13 protein-coding genes are annotated in these 15,275 nt (G+C 72.2%); 2 read left to right on the top strand and 11 right to left on the bottom strand.

What is annotated here, in order from left to right:
* Positions 1 to 30 precede the first annotated feature (30 nt).
* The 9 genes from ACFWBY_RS26340 to ACFWBY_RS26300 form a co-directional block, all read right to left on the bottom strand.
* Complete coding sequence (locus ACFWBY_RS26340) at positions 31 to 843, bottom strand: HAD family hydrolase (RefSeq protein ID WP_385333326.1); 813 nt, start codon at positions 841 to 843, stop codon at positions 31 to 33.
* Positions 840 to 2,117 (bottom strand): serine--tRNA ligase, encoded by a 1,278-nt coding sequence (gene serS / locus ACFWBY_RS26335; protein ID WP_385333323.1) that lies wholly within the window; start codon positions 2,115 to 2,117, stop codon positions 840 to 842. Before serS ends, ACFWBY_RS26340 begins: the two co-directional genes overlap by 4 nt.
* A 527-nt stretch (positions 2,118 to 2,644) precedes the next feature.
* Complete coding sequence (gene pheA, locus ACFWBY_RS26330) at positions 2,645 to 3,580, bottom strand: prephenate dehydratase (RefSeq protein WP_385333320.1); 936 nt, start codon at positions 3,578 to 3,580, stop codon at positions 2,645 to 2,647.
* A gap of 42 nt (positions 3,581 to 3,622) precedes the next feature.
* A complete protein-coding gene (gene efeB / locus ACFWBY_RS26325) occupies positions 3,623 to 4,924 on the bottom strand; it encodes an iron uptake transporter deferrochelatase/peroxidase subunit (protein WP_385333317.1) in 1,302 nt (433 codons plus the stop codon).
* 5 nt (positions 4,925 to 4,929) lie between these two features.
* Entirely contained in the window at positions 4,930 to 7,080 is a 2,151-nt protein-coding gene (locus ACFWBY_RS26320) for a copper resistance protein CopC (protein WP_385333314.1), read from the bottom strand.
* A 22-nt stretch (positions 7,081 to 7,102) separates the two neighbouring features.
* A complete protein-coding gene (locus ACFWBY_RS26315; RefSeq protein WP_385333310.1) occupies positions 7,103 to 7,609 on the bottom strand; it encodes a copper chaperone PCu(A)C in 507 nt (168 codons plus the stop codon).
* Positions 7,606 to 8,259, bottom strand: a complete 654-nt coding sequence (locus ACFWBY_RS26310; RefSeq protein ID WP_385333308.1) for an SCO family protein — start codon at positions 8,257 to 8,259, stop codon at positions 7,606 to 7,608. Before ACFWBY_RS26310 ends, ACFWBY_RS26315 begins: the two co-directional genes overlap by 4 nt.
* A gap of 86 nt (positions 8,260 to 8,345) precedes the next feature.
* A complete protein-coding gene (locus tag ACFWBY_RS26305) occupies positions 8,346 to 9,065 on the bottom strand; it encodes a YcnI family protein (RefSeq protein WP_385333305.1) in 720 nt (239 codons plus the stop codon).
* Between the two features lie 109 nt (positions 9,066 to 9,174).
* Positions 9,175 to 9,996 (bottom strand): hypothetical protein, encoded by an 822-nt coding sequence (locus ACFWBY_RS26300; RefSeq protein ID WP_385333303.1) that lies wholly within the window; start codon positions 9,994 to 9,996, stop codon positions 9,175 to 9,177.
* A gap of 257 nt (positions 9,997 to 10,253) precedes the next feature.
* On the opposite strand from ACFWBY_RS26300, the gene ACFWBY_RS26295 reads away from it, so the two are divergent.
* Positions 10,254 to 10,712 carry an ATP-binding protein gene (locus ACFWBY_RS26295; protein WP_385333300.1) on the top strand — a complete coding sequence of 153 codons (459 nt, stop codon included), beginning with the start codon at positions 10,254 to 10,256 and terminating at the stop codon, positions 10,710 to 10,712.
* Between the two features lie 66 nt (positions 10,713 to 10,778).
* On the opposite strand, the gene ACFWBY_RS26290 is transcribed toward ACFWBY_RS26295, so the two are convergent.
* Both ACFWBY_RS26290 and ACFWBY_RS26285 read right to left on the bottom strand, forming a co-directional pair.
* Positions 10,779 to 12,245 (bottom strand): aminopeptidase P family protein, encoded by a 1,467-nt coding sequence (locus ACFWBY_RS26290; RefSeq protein WP_385333297.1) that lies wholly within the window; start codon positions 12,243 to 12,245, stop codon positions 10,779 to 10,781.
* A gap of 166 nt (positions 12,246 to 12,411) precedes the next feature.
* Positions 12,412 to 14,013, bottom strand: coding sequence for a PP2C family protein-serine/threonine phosphatase (locus ACFWBY_RS26285; protein WP_385333294.1), 1,602 nt, complete (start codon positions 14,011 to 14,013; stop codon positions 12,412 to 12,414).
* A 419-nt stretch (positions 14,014 to 14,432) separates the two neighbouring features.
* Between ACFWBY_RS26285 and ACFWBY_RS26280 the strand changes: the two genes are divergently transcribed.
* Complete coding sequence (locus ACFWBY_RS26280) at positions 14,433 to 15,131, top strand: bifunctional DNA primase/polymerase (protein ID WP_385333291.1); 699 nt, start codon at positions 14,433 to 14,435, stop codon at positions 15,129 to 15,131.
* Positions 15,132 to 15,275: the final 144 nt, after the last annotated feature.

The raw sequence follows: 15,275 nt of genomic DNA, 5'->3' as shown, positions 1-15,275 counted from the left end.
TTCCGGACCCTTCCTGCGTGCCTTCGTTGGTTACGCGGCGCCCAGCAGGCGTTCCAGCACCACCGCGATGCCGTCCTCGTCGTTGGAGGCCGTGACCTCGTCCGCCACCGCCTTGAGTTCCGCGTGGGCGTTGGCCATCGCCACTCCGTGCGCGGACCAGCCGAACATCGGGATGTCGTTGGGCATGTCGCCGAAGGCGATCGTGTCGGCGGCCTTCACGCCCAGCCGGCGCGCGGCCAGCGAGAGGCCGGTGGCCTTGCTCAGCCCCAGCGGCAGTATCTCCACGACGCCCGGACCGGCCATGACGACGCCGACCAGGTTGCCCACGATCTGCCGGGCCACCTCGACGAGGGCGTCCTCGTCCAACTCCGGGTGCTGTATGTACAGCTTGTTCAGCGGAGCCGTCCAGACGTCGGCGGTGTCCTCCAGGTAGAGCGCCGGAAGGCCCTCCTGTACCTGGTAGCCCGGGCCGAACAGCACCTCGCCGTCGACGCCGTCACGGCTGGCGGCCAGCGCCAGCGGACCCACCTCGGCCTCGATCTTCTCCAGTGCCAGCGCGGCCAGCTTCCGGTCGAGGGTCACCGAGGTCAGGAGCCGGTGCGCGCCCGCGTCGTAGACCTGCGCGCCCTGGCCGCAGACCGCGATGCCCTTGTAGCCGAGGTCGTCGAGGACGTGCCGGGTCCAGGGCACGGCACGGCCGGTGACGACGATGTGCGCCGCGCCCGCCTCGGTGGCCGCGACGAGCGCCTCACGGGTGCGGTCCGAGACGGTGTCGTCGCTGCGCAGCAGCGTGCCGTCGAGGTCGGTCGCGACGAGCTTGTACGGGAACGGGGCCGGGCTCACTTGGTGATCGGCTCCAGGAATTCGCGGCCGCCCAGGTAGGGACGGAGTACCGGGGGGACGCGGACCGTACCGTCGGCCTGCTGGTGGTTCTCCAGGATCGCGACGATCGTGCGCGGGACGGCGCACAGCGTGCCGTTCAGCGTGGACAGCGGCGCGGTCTTCTTGCCGTCGCGGTAGCGGATCGACAGGCGACGGGCCTGGAAGCCGTCACAGTTCGAGGCGGAGGTCAGCTCGCGGTACTTGCCCTGGGTGGGGATCCACGCCTCGCAGTCGAACTTGCGGGAGGCGGAGGAGCCCAGGTCACCGGTGGCGACGTCGATCACCTGGAACGGCAGCTCCAGGCTGGTCAGCCACTGCTTCTCCCATTCCAGGAGCCGCTGGTGCTCGGCCTCGGCCTCCTCCGGCGCGACGTACGAGAACATCTCGACCTTGTCGAACTGGTGGACGCGGAAGATGCCGCGGGTGTCCTTGCCGTACGTGCCGGCCTCGCGGCGGAAGCACGGGGAGAAGCCGGCGTACCGCAGCGGCAGCTTGTCCGCGTCGATGATCTCGTCCATGTGGTACGCGGCGAGCGGTACCTCGGAGGTGCCGACCAGGTAGAAGTCGTCCTTCTCCAGGTGGTACACGTTCTCCGCGGCCTGGCCGAGGAAGCCGGTGCCCTCCATGGCGCGCGGACGGACCAGCGCCGGGGTGAGCATCGGGATGAAGCCGGCCTCGGTGGCCTGGGCGATGGCCGCGTTGACGAGCGCGAGCTCCAGCAGGGCGCCGACACCGGTGAGGTAGTAGAAGCGCGAGCCGGACACCTTGGCGCCGCGCTCGACGTCGATGGCACCGAGGGACTCGCCGAGCTCCAGGTGGTCCTTGGGCTCGAAGCCCTCGGCGGCGAAGTCGCGGACGGTGCCGTGCGTCTCGAGGACGGTGAAGTCCTCCTCGCCGCCGACGGGCACGTCGGTGTGGACGATGTTGCCGAGCCGCAGGAGCAGCTGCTTGGCGGCTTCGTCCGCCTCGTTCTGCTCGGCCTCGGCCGCCTTGACGTCCTGCTTGAGCTGGTCGGCCCTCTTCAGCAGCTCGGCCCGCTCCTCCGGAGAGGCCTTGGGGATGAGCTTGCCGAGCGACTTCTGCTCGTTGCGGAGTTCGTCGAATCGCATGCCGGAGGACCTGCGGCGCTCGTCGGCGGAGAGCAGGGCGTCGACGAGGGCGACGTCCTCTCCACGGGCGCGCTGCGAGGCGCGGACACGGTCAGGGTCTTCACGGAGCAGCCGGAGGTCAATCACCCCTCCAGGCTACCGGGCCGGGCTTCCTGGGAGCGCACCGATATCACGCTGCGTGGCACTTTGCCCCAATTGCGGCGAATGGAAAACTTCTACGGGGTGACCGGAAGTGGCCCTTCCTCCGAAGTCGACAAAAGCACCGGCATTCCCCGAAAGGGGACCCGCGGCGCTCACCGGGGAACCCCCTGAGCAGGGCCGCAGCGAGATCCTTGTCCACAGGGATTCCCCTTTGGAGCGGCTTATCCACAGGCTGTGCGCCGCATCTGTGGACACAGGAATAGATCAATCCGAGCGGCGGAGCGGGCAGGTTCAATCAGGGTTCAAACCGCCCTCACACGCTCATTCGGGTGGGAATGACTCGCCCCAAAGAGTTGATCGTCGATGCGGAGGTGACGCCGTTCACCTCTCGCTCCCCAGCGCGAAACCTGAGCCACCCGACCGATTTGTCGACCTTGTCGCGCCGCTCTGTCGACTTGTCCCCAGGTTCACCTCTGTGCCTGTGGATAACTCTGTGGACAGTGGACGGATCGCTACGGGCGCCCGTCGAGGCAACGCGTCAGCCAGTCCGAGGCCGCCGTGAAATCGCCGTCCGAGGTCCCGGGCCGCGCCCCCTGGACGTCACCCTGAGCGACACCGGCGCGCGGGTAGGAGCCGAGGAAGCGGATCTGGGGGCAGGTCCGCTTGAGGCCCATGAGCGCCTCGCCGACGCGGCGGTCTGAGATGTGCCCCTCGGCGTCCACGGCGAAGCAGTAGTTGCCGATCCCCTCACCCGTCGGCCGGGACTGGATCAGCATCAGGTTCACGCCGCGGACGGCGAACTCCTGGAGGAGCTCCAGCAGCGCACCGGGGCGGTCGTCGCCGAGCCACAGCACCACCGAGGTCTTGTCTGCGCCGGTCGGCGCGGCCGGCCGGGCGGGGCGGCCGACGAGCACGAAGCGCGTCTCCGCGTTCTGCGCGTCGTGGATCTCGGTGACCAGCGGCACCAGCCCGTAGGTGGCCGCCGCGAACTCGCCCGCGAAGGCGGCGTCGAAGCGGCCCTCCTGCACGAGGCGGGCCCCGTCGGCGTTGGAGGCGGCCGACTCCCACAGCGCGTCCGGCAGGTTCGCCCGCAGCCAGTTGCGCACCTGCGGCTGCGCGACCGGGTGCCCGGTAACGGTCTTGACGTCCGACAGGCTCGTCCCGGGCCGGACCAGCAGCGCGAAGGCGATCGGGAGCAGCACCTCGCGGTAGATCATCAGCGGTACGCCCGAGGCCAGCTCGTCCAGGGTCGAGGTGACCCCGCCCTCCACCGAGTTCTCGATCGGAACCAGCGCCGCGGCGGCCTCGCCGTTGCGCACGGCGTCCAGGGCGGCGGGGACCGAGACCATCGGGACGAGTTCCCGGGTCGCGGCTTCGGGCAGTGTGCGAAGGGCGGCTTCGGTGAAAGTGCCCTCGGGACCGAGATAGGTGAAGCGGGTGGCCGACATGCGATCAGCCTAGTGCCGGGACCCGGACGCCACCTGAGCTGTTCATCCCTCGAGCAGCCGCTGCCCCACGTACTCCCCGGCGCGTGCGCCGGGCGGCACCGCGTACAGGCCGCTGGACTCGTGCCGGATGAATTCCGACAGTGCGTCGCCGCGGTCGAGCTTGCGCTGGACGGGGACGAAACCGCGCGCCGGATCGGCCTGCCAGCAGATGAAGAGCAGTCCGGCGTCGGGGGTCCCGTCGGGGGCGGTCCCGTCGTGGAAGGAGAAGGGGCGCCGGAGCATGGCCGCCCCGCCGTTCTGCGCCGGCGCGGAGATCCGGGCGTGGGCGTTGGCGGGGATGACCGCCCTGCCGTCGGCGCCGATCTTGTTGAGGTCCATGGCGGTGGTCTCGCCGCCGCCGGTCAGCGGGGCACCGGTGGCCTTCGTGCGGCCGATGACCTGCTCCTGCTGGGCGAGCGACTGCTGGTCCCAGGAGTCGAGGAGCATGCGGATGCGGCGTACGACCGCGTACGAACCCCCGGCCATCCAGGCGTGCTCGGCCGGCCCCGTGCCCAGGACGAAGATCCGTTCGTCGAAGTCGGCCTCTGAGGGCTTCGGGTTGTTGGTGCCGTCGACCTGGCCCATGAGGTTGCGGGCGGTCATGGGAGTGGCGGTGGCCCCGGGAGACCGGTTGAAGCCGTCCATCTGCCAGCGGAGACGGGCCGCCTGCCCGGCGTCCTTCTGCAGGGCGCGCAGCGCGTGGAAGGCGACCAGCGCGTCGTCGGCGCCGATCTGGACCCACAGGTCGCCGTTGCTGCGCTGCGCGTCGAGCCGGTCGGAGGAGAAGTCCGGCAGCGGTTCGAGGGCGGCGGGGCGGCGGGCCGTCAGGCCCGTGCGCTCGAAGAAGGAGTGCCCGAAGCCGAAGGTGACGGTGAGGGAGGAGGGGCCGGAGTCGAGGGCGATCCCGCTGTCGGCGACCGGCGCGCTCTCGCCCGCCGTCAGCCGCCGGGCGGTGTCGGACCAGCGCCGCATCAGGGCGGCGGCTTCGGTCCGGCCGGCACCGGGCGCCAGGTCGAAGGCGAGGACGTGGCCCTTGGCCTGGAGCGGCGTGGTGATGCCGGCCTGGTGAGCCCCCTCGAAGGTGATCCGTGTGGAGCCGATCGACGCCAGGGTGCCCGCGGAGCCGCCGGCGCACGCCGTTTGCGAGCCGGTCGCCGCCGCGTGCACGAGGGCCCCGCCGGTGGCGCCGAGGGCGAGCCCGGCGGCGCCCGCGGCGCCGACGGTGCCCAGCAGGCGGCGCCGGGAGATCTCGACGTCGGGGCTGCCCTGGGCGCGCGCCGTGGTCTCGCTGCTGTTCTGGGTCACGCTGGTCAGCCGATCTTGATGTTCTTCTGGACGGTCGTCTGGTCGATGTCGGAGGTGCGGACGGTGATGTCGATCCGCCAGTCGCCGGTGAGCGGGAGCTGGACGCCCGACGCGCTCCAGTGCCCGGGGGCGAGGAGCTCGGGTTCGACCGGCAGCGGCCCGATGTCCTTGGCCGCAAGGGTGAAGGACACCTTGACCTCGGGAAGGTCGAGCGGCTTGCCGTCGGGGGTCTCGGCCCATACGTGGAGGCTGTTCGCCCCGACGCGGCCCGGGTCCAACTGGAGCCGGACGGACCCCTTGCCGTTCTGGCCACCGGTGTCGAAGGGCAGGGTGATCTTGACCGCGCGGTCCGGAACGGCGCTGGCGCTTGCCCCGCCGCTCGTTTCCAGCTCGGCCGCCCGACCGGGCTCCGTGCTCGTGAGGATCGTGGTGACCGCCAGCAGGACCACGGCGACACCCGCCTCGGCGAGCACCGACCGGCGCAGGCCCGCGCGGTCCGGGTCGGCGTCGCGCGCCCGCTTCTCCCGCGCGCTGCGCCGGGCGGCGCTCTGGCGGGCGAGCTGGGCGGCGCGCCGGGGGTCCTTGGGGGCCTCCGATGTTTCACGTGAAACATCGCTCGACGCGGCGGCTACGACGGCCTCGGCCCCGACGGCCTCGGCCCCGACGGTCTCGGCCCCGACGGTCTCGCCTACGGCGGTCTCGGCCCCGGCCGTCTCGGCCACACCCGTCTTCGCCCCGACCGTCTCGGCCAAGACCTCCGCCTCCTCGCCCTCCGCCTCCTCGCCCTGCGTTTCCTCGCCCTGCGCCCGGCCGGCCGCCCCGGCGAGCCGTGAGGTCCACTTCCGGGAGACGTAGGCGATGGCGACGAGTACGAGGACGAGGCCGATCTTGACGAGCAGCAGCCGGCCGTAATCCGTGCCGGTCAGGGCCGACCAGCTGCCGACCTGGCGCCAGGACTGGTAGGCGCCGGTGGCGGCCAGTACGAGAACGCTGGTGAAGGCGACGGCGGAGAACCGCCGGACGGCCTCGCGCTCGATCCCCGGGACCTTGTGGAGGGCGACGAGCAGGGCGGTGAGCCCGCCGAGCCAGGTGGCGACGGCCAGCAGGTGCAGGATGTCGAGGGGCATGGCGAGGGCGGGCTGGATGCCCGTGGAGGCGTGCTCGGACAGCGCCCACGTGGCGGCGATGCCGGCGGCGACGACGGCCCCGCCGATGCCGAGGCCGAAGACGAGATCGCTCTCGGACTTGGCGTCCTCGTCCTCGGAGCCGCGGTCCGCGGCGTCGGTGGACGGCGCGCCGGCCTCCTCGCCCCCGCCCCCGCCGCCGCGCTGGTAGCGCCGCGCGTAAGCGCCGAACAGGACGGTGATGAAGAGCGCGGCGGCGCCCAGCAGGAGCAGCCGTGAGACGAGCGAGGCCCCGGACTTGGTCTCCAGTACGGCCCTCAACCCGGCGAGGTCGAAGGCGTCGGCGAAGTTCCCGGACCCCGTGTACGGGTTGCGGAGCATCAGCATCGCGAGGGTGGCCACGGTGAGCGTGACCCAGGCCCGGACGACCAGCTTCTGCATCGGCCGCTCGGCGGCGCCCCGCCGCCAGCACAGGAGGACGAAGGCGGCCGCGCCGACGAGCACGGCGAAGCCGGCGTAGGCGGCGTAGCGCGCGACTCCGTAGGCGAGGGCGACGGGCCCCTCGCCCGCGGCCCGCGAGGGCAGGGAGACGGTCGTGGTGGAGGGGGCTCCGATGGAGAAGGTGAAGGCGCCGGCGATCGGGTGGCTGTCGGCGGATATGGCCTGCCAGGCGACGGTGTAGGTGCCGTCCGGCAGGCCGGGGCGCAGGGCGGTTCCGTAGCGGATGGTGTTGCCGCTGCAGAGGTCGCGCAGTTCACCGGTGTCGACGCGCTTGCCCTGCGGGTCCAGGACGCGGATGGAGTCGCCGTTCATGGCGACCCCCTCCGAGAACGAGAGGGTGATCTGGGCGGGCGCCGTGGCGACCACCGCCCCGTCCTTGGGGTCGCTCGCGGTGAGTGCGGCGTGCGCCGAGGCCGGGGCGGCCGCGGTGAAGAAGGCTGCCAGCAGGGCTGCGAGGACCAGCGTGAGCCGCGGCAGGAGTGCCGTGGCACGCACGCGGGCCGTGGATGGGGTCGGGGCGGTGGCCGTCATGGCGTGTCAGTCCCTCGGTCCGTCAGTGGGCGGTGCCATCGGTGGGTGTCGCGGTCCGTGCGTTGTACGTCCGCTCCTTGACGTCCAGTTCGACCCGGACCGGGCCGGACTTCTCGAAGCGCAGCTCGACGGTGACCTTGTCGCCGACCTTGGGGGTGTTCTTGAGCCCCATGAACATGACGTGGTTGCCGCCGCGTTCCAGTGCGAGCTTCCCGTTCGCGGGCACGTCCATGGACTGCACCTGCTGCATCTTCTGATCCTTGGTCTCGTGGATCTGCAGGTCGTCGGAGAGCGGGCTCGTGACCCCGGTCAGCCTGTCGGCCGTCTTCGAGTCGTTCTTGATGACCATGAACGCGCCGGCCATCTCGGCGTTGACGGGCTCGGGCATGTAGCCGCCGCTGACCGTCAGTTTCGGCTTGTCGCCGGCACGGGCCGGGGACTCGCCGCCGTCCGAGGAGCAGCCGGATATGGCGAGCGCGGCCGTCAGGGAGAGGGCGGCGGCGAGGGTGCGGGTGGTGCGGGCGTTCACGGGTTCTCTCCCTTGAGGATCTTCGGAAGGTCCCGGGTGTAGTCGTCGACGGTGGCGCTCTCCCCGTAGAGGAGGTACCCGTCGTCGGTCTTGGGCGAGAACGCGATGACCTGCGCGCCGTGCATGGAGACGACCTTGCCGTCGGGCCCCGGCGCGGCGGCCTCGATGCCGATGCCGAGGGCGCGCGCGGCGGCCTGGATGGTGGCGAAGTCCCCGGTCAGCCCGGTGAACGCCGGGTCCAGGCCCTTGAGCCACGCGCCGAGGGATTCGGGAGTGTCCCGCTCGGGGTCGGTGGTGACGAAGACGACCTGCAGCTTGTCCTGGTCGGCCGGGGGAAGCGCCTTCTTGGCGACGGCGATGTTGCTCATCGTCAGGGGGCACACGTCGGGGCAGTGGGTGTAGCCGAAGTAGATGAGCGTGGGCTTGCCCTTGGTCTGCTCGCGCAGGTTCCACGGTTTGCCGGTGGTGTCCGTGAGGACGAGGTCCGGCTTGCCGAAGGGCCGCTCGAGCACGGTCGCGGAGCCGGCCTTCGCCTGGCCTCCGCTGATCTGGGTGACCTGGCCGGTCTTGGCCGGCTCACCGCCGCAGGCGGTGAGGGTGAGGGCGGCCGCCGCCACGAGGGCGGCGACCGTCACACGTGTGGTGCGCATGGGAATGTCCCTGAGATCGGGTCGGTACGGGTGGATCCGCGCGCCGGACGGCCGTCGTGGCCGGCCGGGAGTGCGGGATCGGCAGGTCAGGAGGTGCGGCGGCGCGAGGCGACGCCGAAGGCCACGCCGCCGAGGCCGACGACGATGCCGGCGACGCCGAGGGCTCGCGCGGTCGTGTCGGAGCTGCTCTTGGCGGCCTCAACGTGAGTGTCCTCGTGGCCGGCGCCGGCGTTCTTCGCGCCGTCCGCCTTGGCGTCGTCGTGGTGGTCGGCCGCGGCGGGGGCGGCGATCAGCTTCAGGACGGGCGCGGGGTTCTGCGGTTCCGCGGCGCCGTCCTTGGGCTCTTCGATCCAGCGGACGACCTCGCCGTTGTCGTACGTCTGGATCGCCTTGAAGACCATCTTGTCGACGCTGTCGGGCAGCTTGCCGACGGACAGCGGGAACTGCTGGAACTTGCCGGGCTCGATCTTGCCGCCGGACCAGGTCACCTTGGTGACGGCCTCGTTGATCTGCTTGCCGTGCACGGTGAGCGGCTTGTCGAGCTTGCTCTTCTCCACGTTCACGGTCCAGCCGGGAACGTCCTGCGGCATGACGGAGGACAGCGGCTGGTCGACCGGGAAGTTGACCTCGAGCTGAGTGGTCGAGGCGGCGTCGCGCTCGTTGGGGACCTTGAAGTTGATCGTCGCGTAGCCGCCCTTGGTGGCCTCGCCGGGCTGTACGCCGACGTGGGCGAAGGCGGTGCCGGAGAGGACGAGGACGGAGCCGGCGGCGAGGGCGGCGGCGAAGGAGACGCGAGAGGTCTTCATGGCAGGAACACTCCACGGAAGCGGTGGTGACGGTGGCTCCGCGTGCGGCGCGCGCGGAGGTCCGCGGCACCGGTGCTCCCGTCGTGTGTCCCGGGGAGGGGGTGCCGCGTCAGGCTGCGAGGGCGAGCACCGAGGGCGGCCCGCGCCTGATCACCGTGTGCTGGAGCGAGTCCCGGCCGGTGGAGGCGGCGGGTCCGGCGGCGGCCCGCGCGGCCCGGCGCGTACGGGCCGGCGTGTCATGGAGCCCGGCGCCGAGGGCCCGTACGTAGGCCAGCGCGGCACGCAGCGGGCGCACCGGGCCGGCTTCGGCGGAGAGCCTGGACAGTTCGAGGAGGCGGAACAGCGCGGCGTCGCCGCGCCCGAGCAGCCAGCCGGCGGCGAGCGCCGCCAGCAGGTGGCCGAGCAGCATGGCCGGGCTGAACAACCCCACCAGGCCGGTTGCCGGTTCGACGAGGCCCTGGCCCATGTGGGCGTGCGCGAGGCCGTTCTGGGCCTCGGCCTGCGCGGCCAGGGCGGTCGGGTCCAGGCCGGCGCTCTCCAGGATCCGGCGGGCTTCCGCCGGGGCGAGCGGGACGGTGTTGCCCCCGCACACCAGCTGGGCCGCGAGGTCCGCGAGCGAGGTGTCCTCGGTGCCGGCGGCGCCCGCCGGGGTGGCGGCGGCGTGCTGGCCGAGGCCGAACACCGTGTGCAGCGTGAGCTGTCCGGCCACCAGCCCGGCGGCGATGCCGGGGAGTGAGCGGCGGCGGCCCGCGAGCGGGGCCGCGACCGCGAAGACGGCGAGGAAGCCCGCGCAGAGCGACCACCAGGGGACCGCCGCGCAGGAGGCCAGTGCGTGCCCGGCCGCGGACAGCACGACACAGACCGCGGTGAACACCGCGGCCCGGATCAGCCTCAGGCCGGGTCCGGCCTGTGTCGCGTGGGGGGCAGTCATGGCCGGGTCATCATCGCACTGGCCCCGGCCGCCTCATACGGCAGGTGCGCCGGATACTTTGCGTTCCCGCGCACGGACGGCGCGTCCGGAGACCCGCGTTCCCTCGGGCGTCGGTCGTGCCGGAGCCCGTACGGCCCCGCCCACCGTCGCCCATATCGCCGCATACACCGCCGCCCGGGAGCGCCGCATCGGCCGAACGGGGGCTCTGTACCGCCTCGGGGGCTTACCCGGTGCCCAGGGCGGCAATAGGTAACGGTATGAGCATCTGGTGGTCTCTCCACTTGAGGCGCGAAGCAGCGAGTGTGCCCCTCGCCAGGCGGCTGCTGCTGGGGACGATGGAGACCGCGGGAGTCGACCCGGACATCTCCTTCGACCTGTCGGTGGCATTGAGCGAGGCCTGCGCGAACGCCGTGGAGCACGGTGGCCGCGAAGCCGCCGCGCGTGCGGGCGCCCCGGACGAGACCGGGGCGTACCACGTCACGGCCTACTTGGACGGGGACCGCTGCCGCATCGAGGTGAGCGACTCGGGTCCCGGTTTCCCGCCCGCGACGGTGGACCGCCGCAGACCCTCCCTGGCCGAGCACGGCCGGGGCATGCACCTGATCGCTGAACTCGCCGACCACGTCCGCTTCCGCAACCGGCCGGGCCGGGGGGCCGTGGTGAGCTTCGACAAGATGCTGAAGTGGCGTGACGACTCGCTGCTGAAGGTGTCGTAGACACGGCGATGGGCGGGACCCGGTACGGGGTCCCGCCCATCGGCACGTTGGCGATCAGCGGACGTATCAGCCCTTGAGTCGGGCCATCCACGCCTCGACGTCGCCGGACGTGCGGGGCAGACCGTCCGACATGTTCCGGTTGCCGTCCTCGGTGACGAGGATGTCGTCCTCGATCCGGACGCCGATGCCGCGGTACTCCTCGGGCACGGTCAGGTCGTCGGCCTGGAAGTACAGACCGGGCTCGACCGTCAGGCACATGCCCGGCTCCAGCGTGCCGTCCACGTACGCCTCGGTGCGCGCGGCGGCGCAGTCGTGGACGTCCATGCCGAGCATGTGGCCGGTGCCGTGCAGGGTCCAGCGGCGCTGCAGGCCGAGCTCCAGGACGCGCTCGACCGGGCCCTCCAGCAGGCCCCACTCGACGAGCTTCTCGGCGAGCACGTGCTGCGAGGCGTCGTGGAAGTCGCGGAACTTCGCCCCCGGCTTGACGGCGGCGATGCCGGCTTCCTGGGACGCGTACACCGCGTCGTAGATCTTGCGCTGGATGTCGGTGTACGTGCCGTTGATCGGCAGCGTGCGCGTGACGTCGGCGGTGTAGAGGGAGTGCGTCTCCACGCCGGCGTCGAGCAGCAGCAGGTCGCCGGAGCGGACGTCGCCGTCGTTGCGGACCCAGTGCAGGGTGCAGGCGTGCGGGCCGGCGGCGCAGATGGAGCCGTAGCCGACGTCGTTGCCCTCGACGCGGGCGCGCAGGAAGAAGGTGCCCTCGATGTAGCGCTCGGAGGTGGCCTCGGCCTTGTCGAGCACCTTCACGACGTCCTCGAAGCCGCGGACGGTGGAGTCGACGGCCTTCTGCAGCTCGCCGATCTCGAACGCGTCCTTCACGGCGCGGGCCTCGGAGAGGTAGACGCGCAGTTCCTCGTCGCGCTCCTTGGTGACCTTGTCGGTCAGGGCGGCCTCGATGACCGAGTCGTGACCGCGCAGGCCGCGAACCGGGCCCTCGGCCTCGGCCAGCTCCTCGGGGAGCTTGCGGACGTCCTTGGCGGGGATGCCCAGGAGCTGCTCGGCCTCGGTGAGGGAGTGGCGGCGGCCGACCCACAGCTCGCCGCTGCCGGAGAGCCAGAACTCGCCGTTCTCACGGTCGGAGCGGGGGAGCAGGTAGACGGTGGCGGTGTGGCCGCTCACCCCCGCGGGCTCCATGACCAGGACGCCGTTCTCGGTCTGGTCACCGGTGAGGTACGCGTACTCGGTCGAGGCGCGGAAGGGGTACTCGGTGTCGTTCGAGCGGGTCTTCAGCCGGCCCGCCGGGATGACGAGGCGCTCGCCGGGGAAGCGCAGGGACAGCGCGGAGCGGCGGGCGGCGGTGTGCACGGCCTGGGCGATCGGCTCCAGTCCGCGCAGCTCGGTGTCGGCCCAGCCGGAGCGCATGCTCTGCGCGAGTTCCTCGCTGACGCCCGGGTACAGCCCGTTCTTGCGCTGCTTGTGCTTCTTCTTGGGCTGCTCTTCTTCCGGGGTCTCCGGGGTGAGCTCGTCAGCCACGTCTTCTCCTCAGTACGACGGACACGGACCGGGTACGGACCTCATCCATCGTATGTGTGCGCGGACGGGGTCCGGCGGGGGGTGTGACAAATCAGCCAAACCGGGTCAGTCGACCCCTCCCGCACAGGGTCGTCCTCCTGTCATCCGGCCGCCCGTCCGGGGCTCCTCACTCGAACCGGGCCGCGAGCAGCACGATGTCCTCGTCGGCGCCGCCCTGTGATCCAGCGGCGGCCGTGTCGCCCTCGGGCAGCACGGTCCGCAGGATGTGGTCGCAGATGGCGGCGGGATCCTCGCGGGCGCTACGGGGGATCCCCGCGGCCGCGGCGTGCAGCCGCGCGTAGGCCCGGTCCATCGGGTCGCCGGTGCGCCGGAGCAGTCCGTCCGTGTACAGCAGCACCGTTTCTCCGGGTGCGGGTTCGATCTCCACGCTGGGCGCCTCCCAGCAGGACAGCATTCCCAGCGGCGCGGAGAGCGTGGTCTCCACGTACTCGGTGCGGCGCTCGCCGATGAGCAGGGGCGGGGTGTGACCCGCCCCGGCCAGGATGATCTTCCGTCCCCGGCCGCCCGAGTCGGAGCCTCCCGCGGGCTCGCAGTACGCGAAGAGCGCGGTCGCCGAGCGCGCGGGCTCGGTCAGGCGCAGCAGCAGCTCCAGGTCGGACAGGACGGCGACCGGGTCCTCGCCCTCCATGACGGCGTACGCGCGCAGCGAGGCCCGCAGCCGGCCCATGGCGGCGACGGCGCTCGGGCCGGAGCCGGAGACCGAGCCGACGGCCAGCCCGAGGGCGCCCTCCGGCAGCGGCAGCGCGTCGTACCAGTCGCCTCCGCCGCGCGGACCCGTGTGGTGCCGGGCGGCGAGCTGGACCCCGCAGACGCGGGGGAGCCGGCTGGGCAGCAGTTCCTCCGCGACGGTGGCCAGGTCGGAGCGGGAGCGTTCCACCTCCACCATGCGGGCCAGGTGCTCGGCGGCGTGCCGGACGTACAGCCCGGCCAGGTCGCGCTGGCGCTCGCTCGGCTCGGCCTGTTCGTCGTAGAGCCAGACGGCCGCGCCGAGCCGGCCGGTGGCCTCGGCGGTCACCGGCAGCGCGTAGCTGGCGGCGAAGCCGAGGCGGGCGGCGACTTCGCGGTGGCGGGGGTCGACGGGGGCGGCGTACCCACCGGGACCGGGGGACGTGCCCGGGTCGGGGAGCACGTCGGAGCCGCCGTGGGCGTCGGGCAGGCCGTCGAGGATGCGGCCGTAGGAGGTGGCGCTGCGCGGCACCGTCTCGATGTGGCCGAGGTCGGCGTGGCCGAGGCCGAGGCCGATCGTCGTGGAGGGACCGAGCCCGTCGGAGGGCTCCAGGACCACCAGGCCGCGCCGGGCACCGACGAGTGCCGCTCCGGCGCGCAGGAACTCCTGGAGGGAGGAGGCGAGGTCGGTGGCGCGGGCGAGCCGCTCGGTGAGTTCGTGGAGGGTCGTGAGGTCGGAGACCATGCCCGCCAGGCGGTCCTGGATGACAGAGCTCGCGGCGGGGGCCTGCGCCGGAGCGTGGGCCGTGCGCGCGGGGGTGGGGGTGAGCGGGGACGTGGGCGCCGGTGGGGGCGCCACAGTGTGCGGGGACGCTGTAACTGCTGGATCGATTCCAGCCACTTTCGGCAAATGCGGGGCGCTCATGGCGTCCGCCTTTCCAGCTGGTGCGATTCGCCATATAGCATCGCAAACCCCCAGATCATGCTGCGCCGCCATCAATGAATCCACATCTACACGCACACGAGGAGCGATGTCCAGCATTGCCCAGGTGGGAATCCTGGTGTCCGTGGGACGGCAACTCACTGTCCGGTCGAGGCTAGAACTTGGCCGGAAAATGCGGGAAGCGCACCGTTTTTGCGGTCGACTGGGCGCGTCCGTCGGGCGGTCCGGGTACGTAATCGGTGGCAACCGGGGGCAGTTGGCGCACTCCGTCACCCGCCGGGAACCGCCCGGCACGTCCAGTCGTCCCCTTCGACGACAGCCGTTCCCGCCCCGGCCCGGGGTCGCGATCCACGTCGCGTTCCGCCCCCGCCGGACGCTCCATGGACCCGTAAGAAAACTGCACGAAGCGTGTGAACCTGCTTGTTGTGGACAGTGACGCGAAACGTGTACGTGTGGTGAGACACCGCCTACGTGGTGTGATGTGGCCCTCGGCGTTCAACGGAAAGGAACGAGCGCTCATGCGCGAGATCCTCGGAAGGCGTCTCCAGCGGCTCCGCAATCGCTTGCGATCCCTGCGCCCCGCCCCACCGCAGGACGACGGCTCGGCCCTGCTCGCCGCGGCGCTCACCTGCGCCGCCACCTGGCGGTGGCCCGTACTGCCGGCTGTCGGGCGTTCCAAGGCCGACAGCACCCGGTGCGCCTGCCCCGACCCCGACTGCGTCGTACCCGGCGCGCATCCCTTCGACCCGGGGCTGCTCGCGGCCACCACCGACCCCCGGATGGTGGCCTGGTGGTGGGCCAACCGGCCCGCCGCACCGGTCCTGCTGGCCACCGGCGGGAGCGCGCCCTGCGCGGTGAGCCTGCCCGCCGCCGCGGCCGCGCGCGCCCTCGTACGACTGGACGCGCAGGGACTGCGGCTCGGGCCGGTGGTCGCCACGTCCACGCGGTGGTCGCTGCTGGTGGCGCCGTACTCGCTGGAACGGCTCGGCGAACTCCTCTACGCCAAGGACCACGTGCCCTCCTCGCTGCGCTTCCACGGCGAGGGCGGCTACCTGCTGCTGCCGCCCTCCGCCGCGATCGGCGGCGGCCACGTGCGGTGGGAGCGCGAGCCGGCGGCGGCCGGGGAGATCTGGCTGCCCGAGGTGGAGGCGGTCGTGGACGCGCTGGTCGAGGCGAGCACCGGGGCGCCGGGCGGCGGCAGCAGGCTCGCGTACTGACTTTCGGGTACCGGCCTCAGGGCGCCGGCCCGGGGTAGGTCCTCGGGTACCGGCTTCCGGTACGCACGGATCACTCGTACGGGTGCCAGCGGGACGAGTTTCCGGGGGAATTGGGCGCGGGGAAGTCCGCGCCCCATTCCCGCG

The organism is Streptomyces sp. NPDC060049 (assembly GCF_042736715.1).
Classification (GTDB): domain Bacteria; phylum Actinomycetota; class Actinomycetes; order Streptomycetales; family Streptomycetaceae; genus Streptomyces.
Note: the sequence above shows the minus strand (reverse complement) of the source record. Positions and strands in the feature narration are given on the sequence as shown.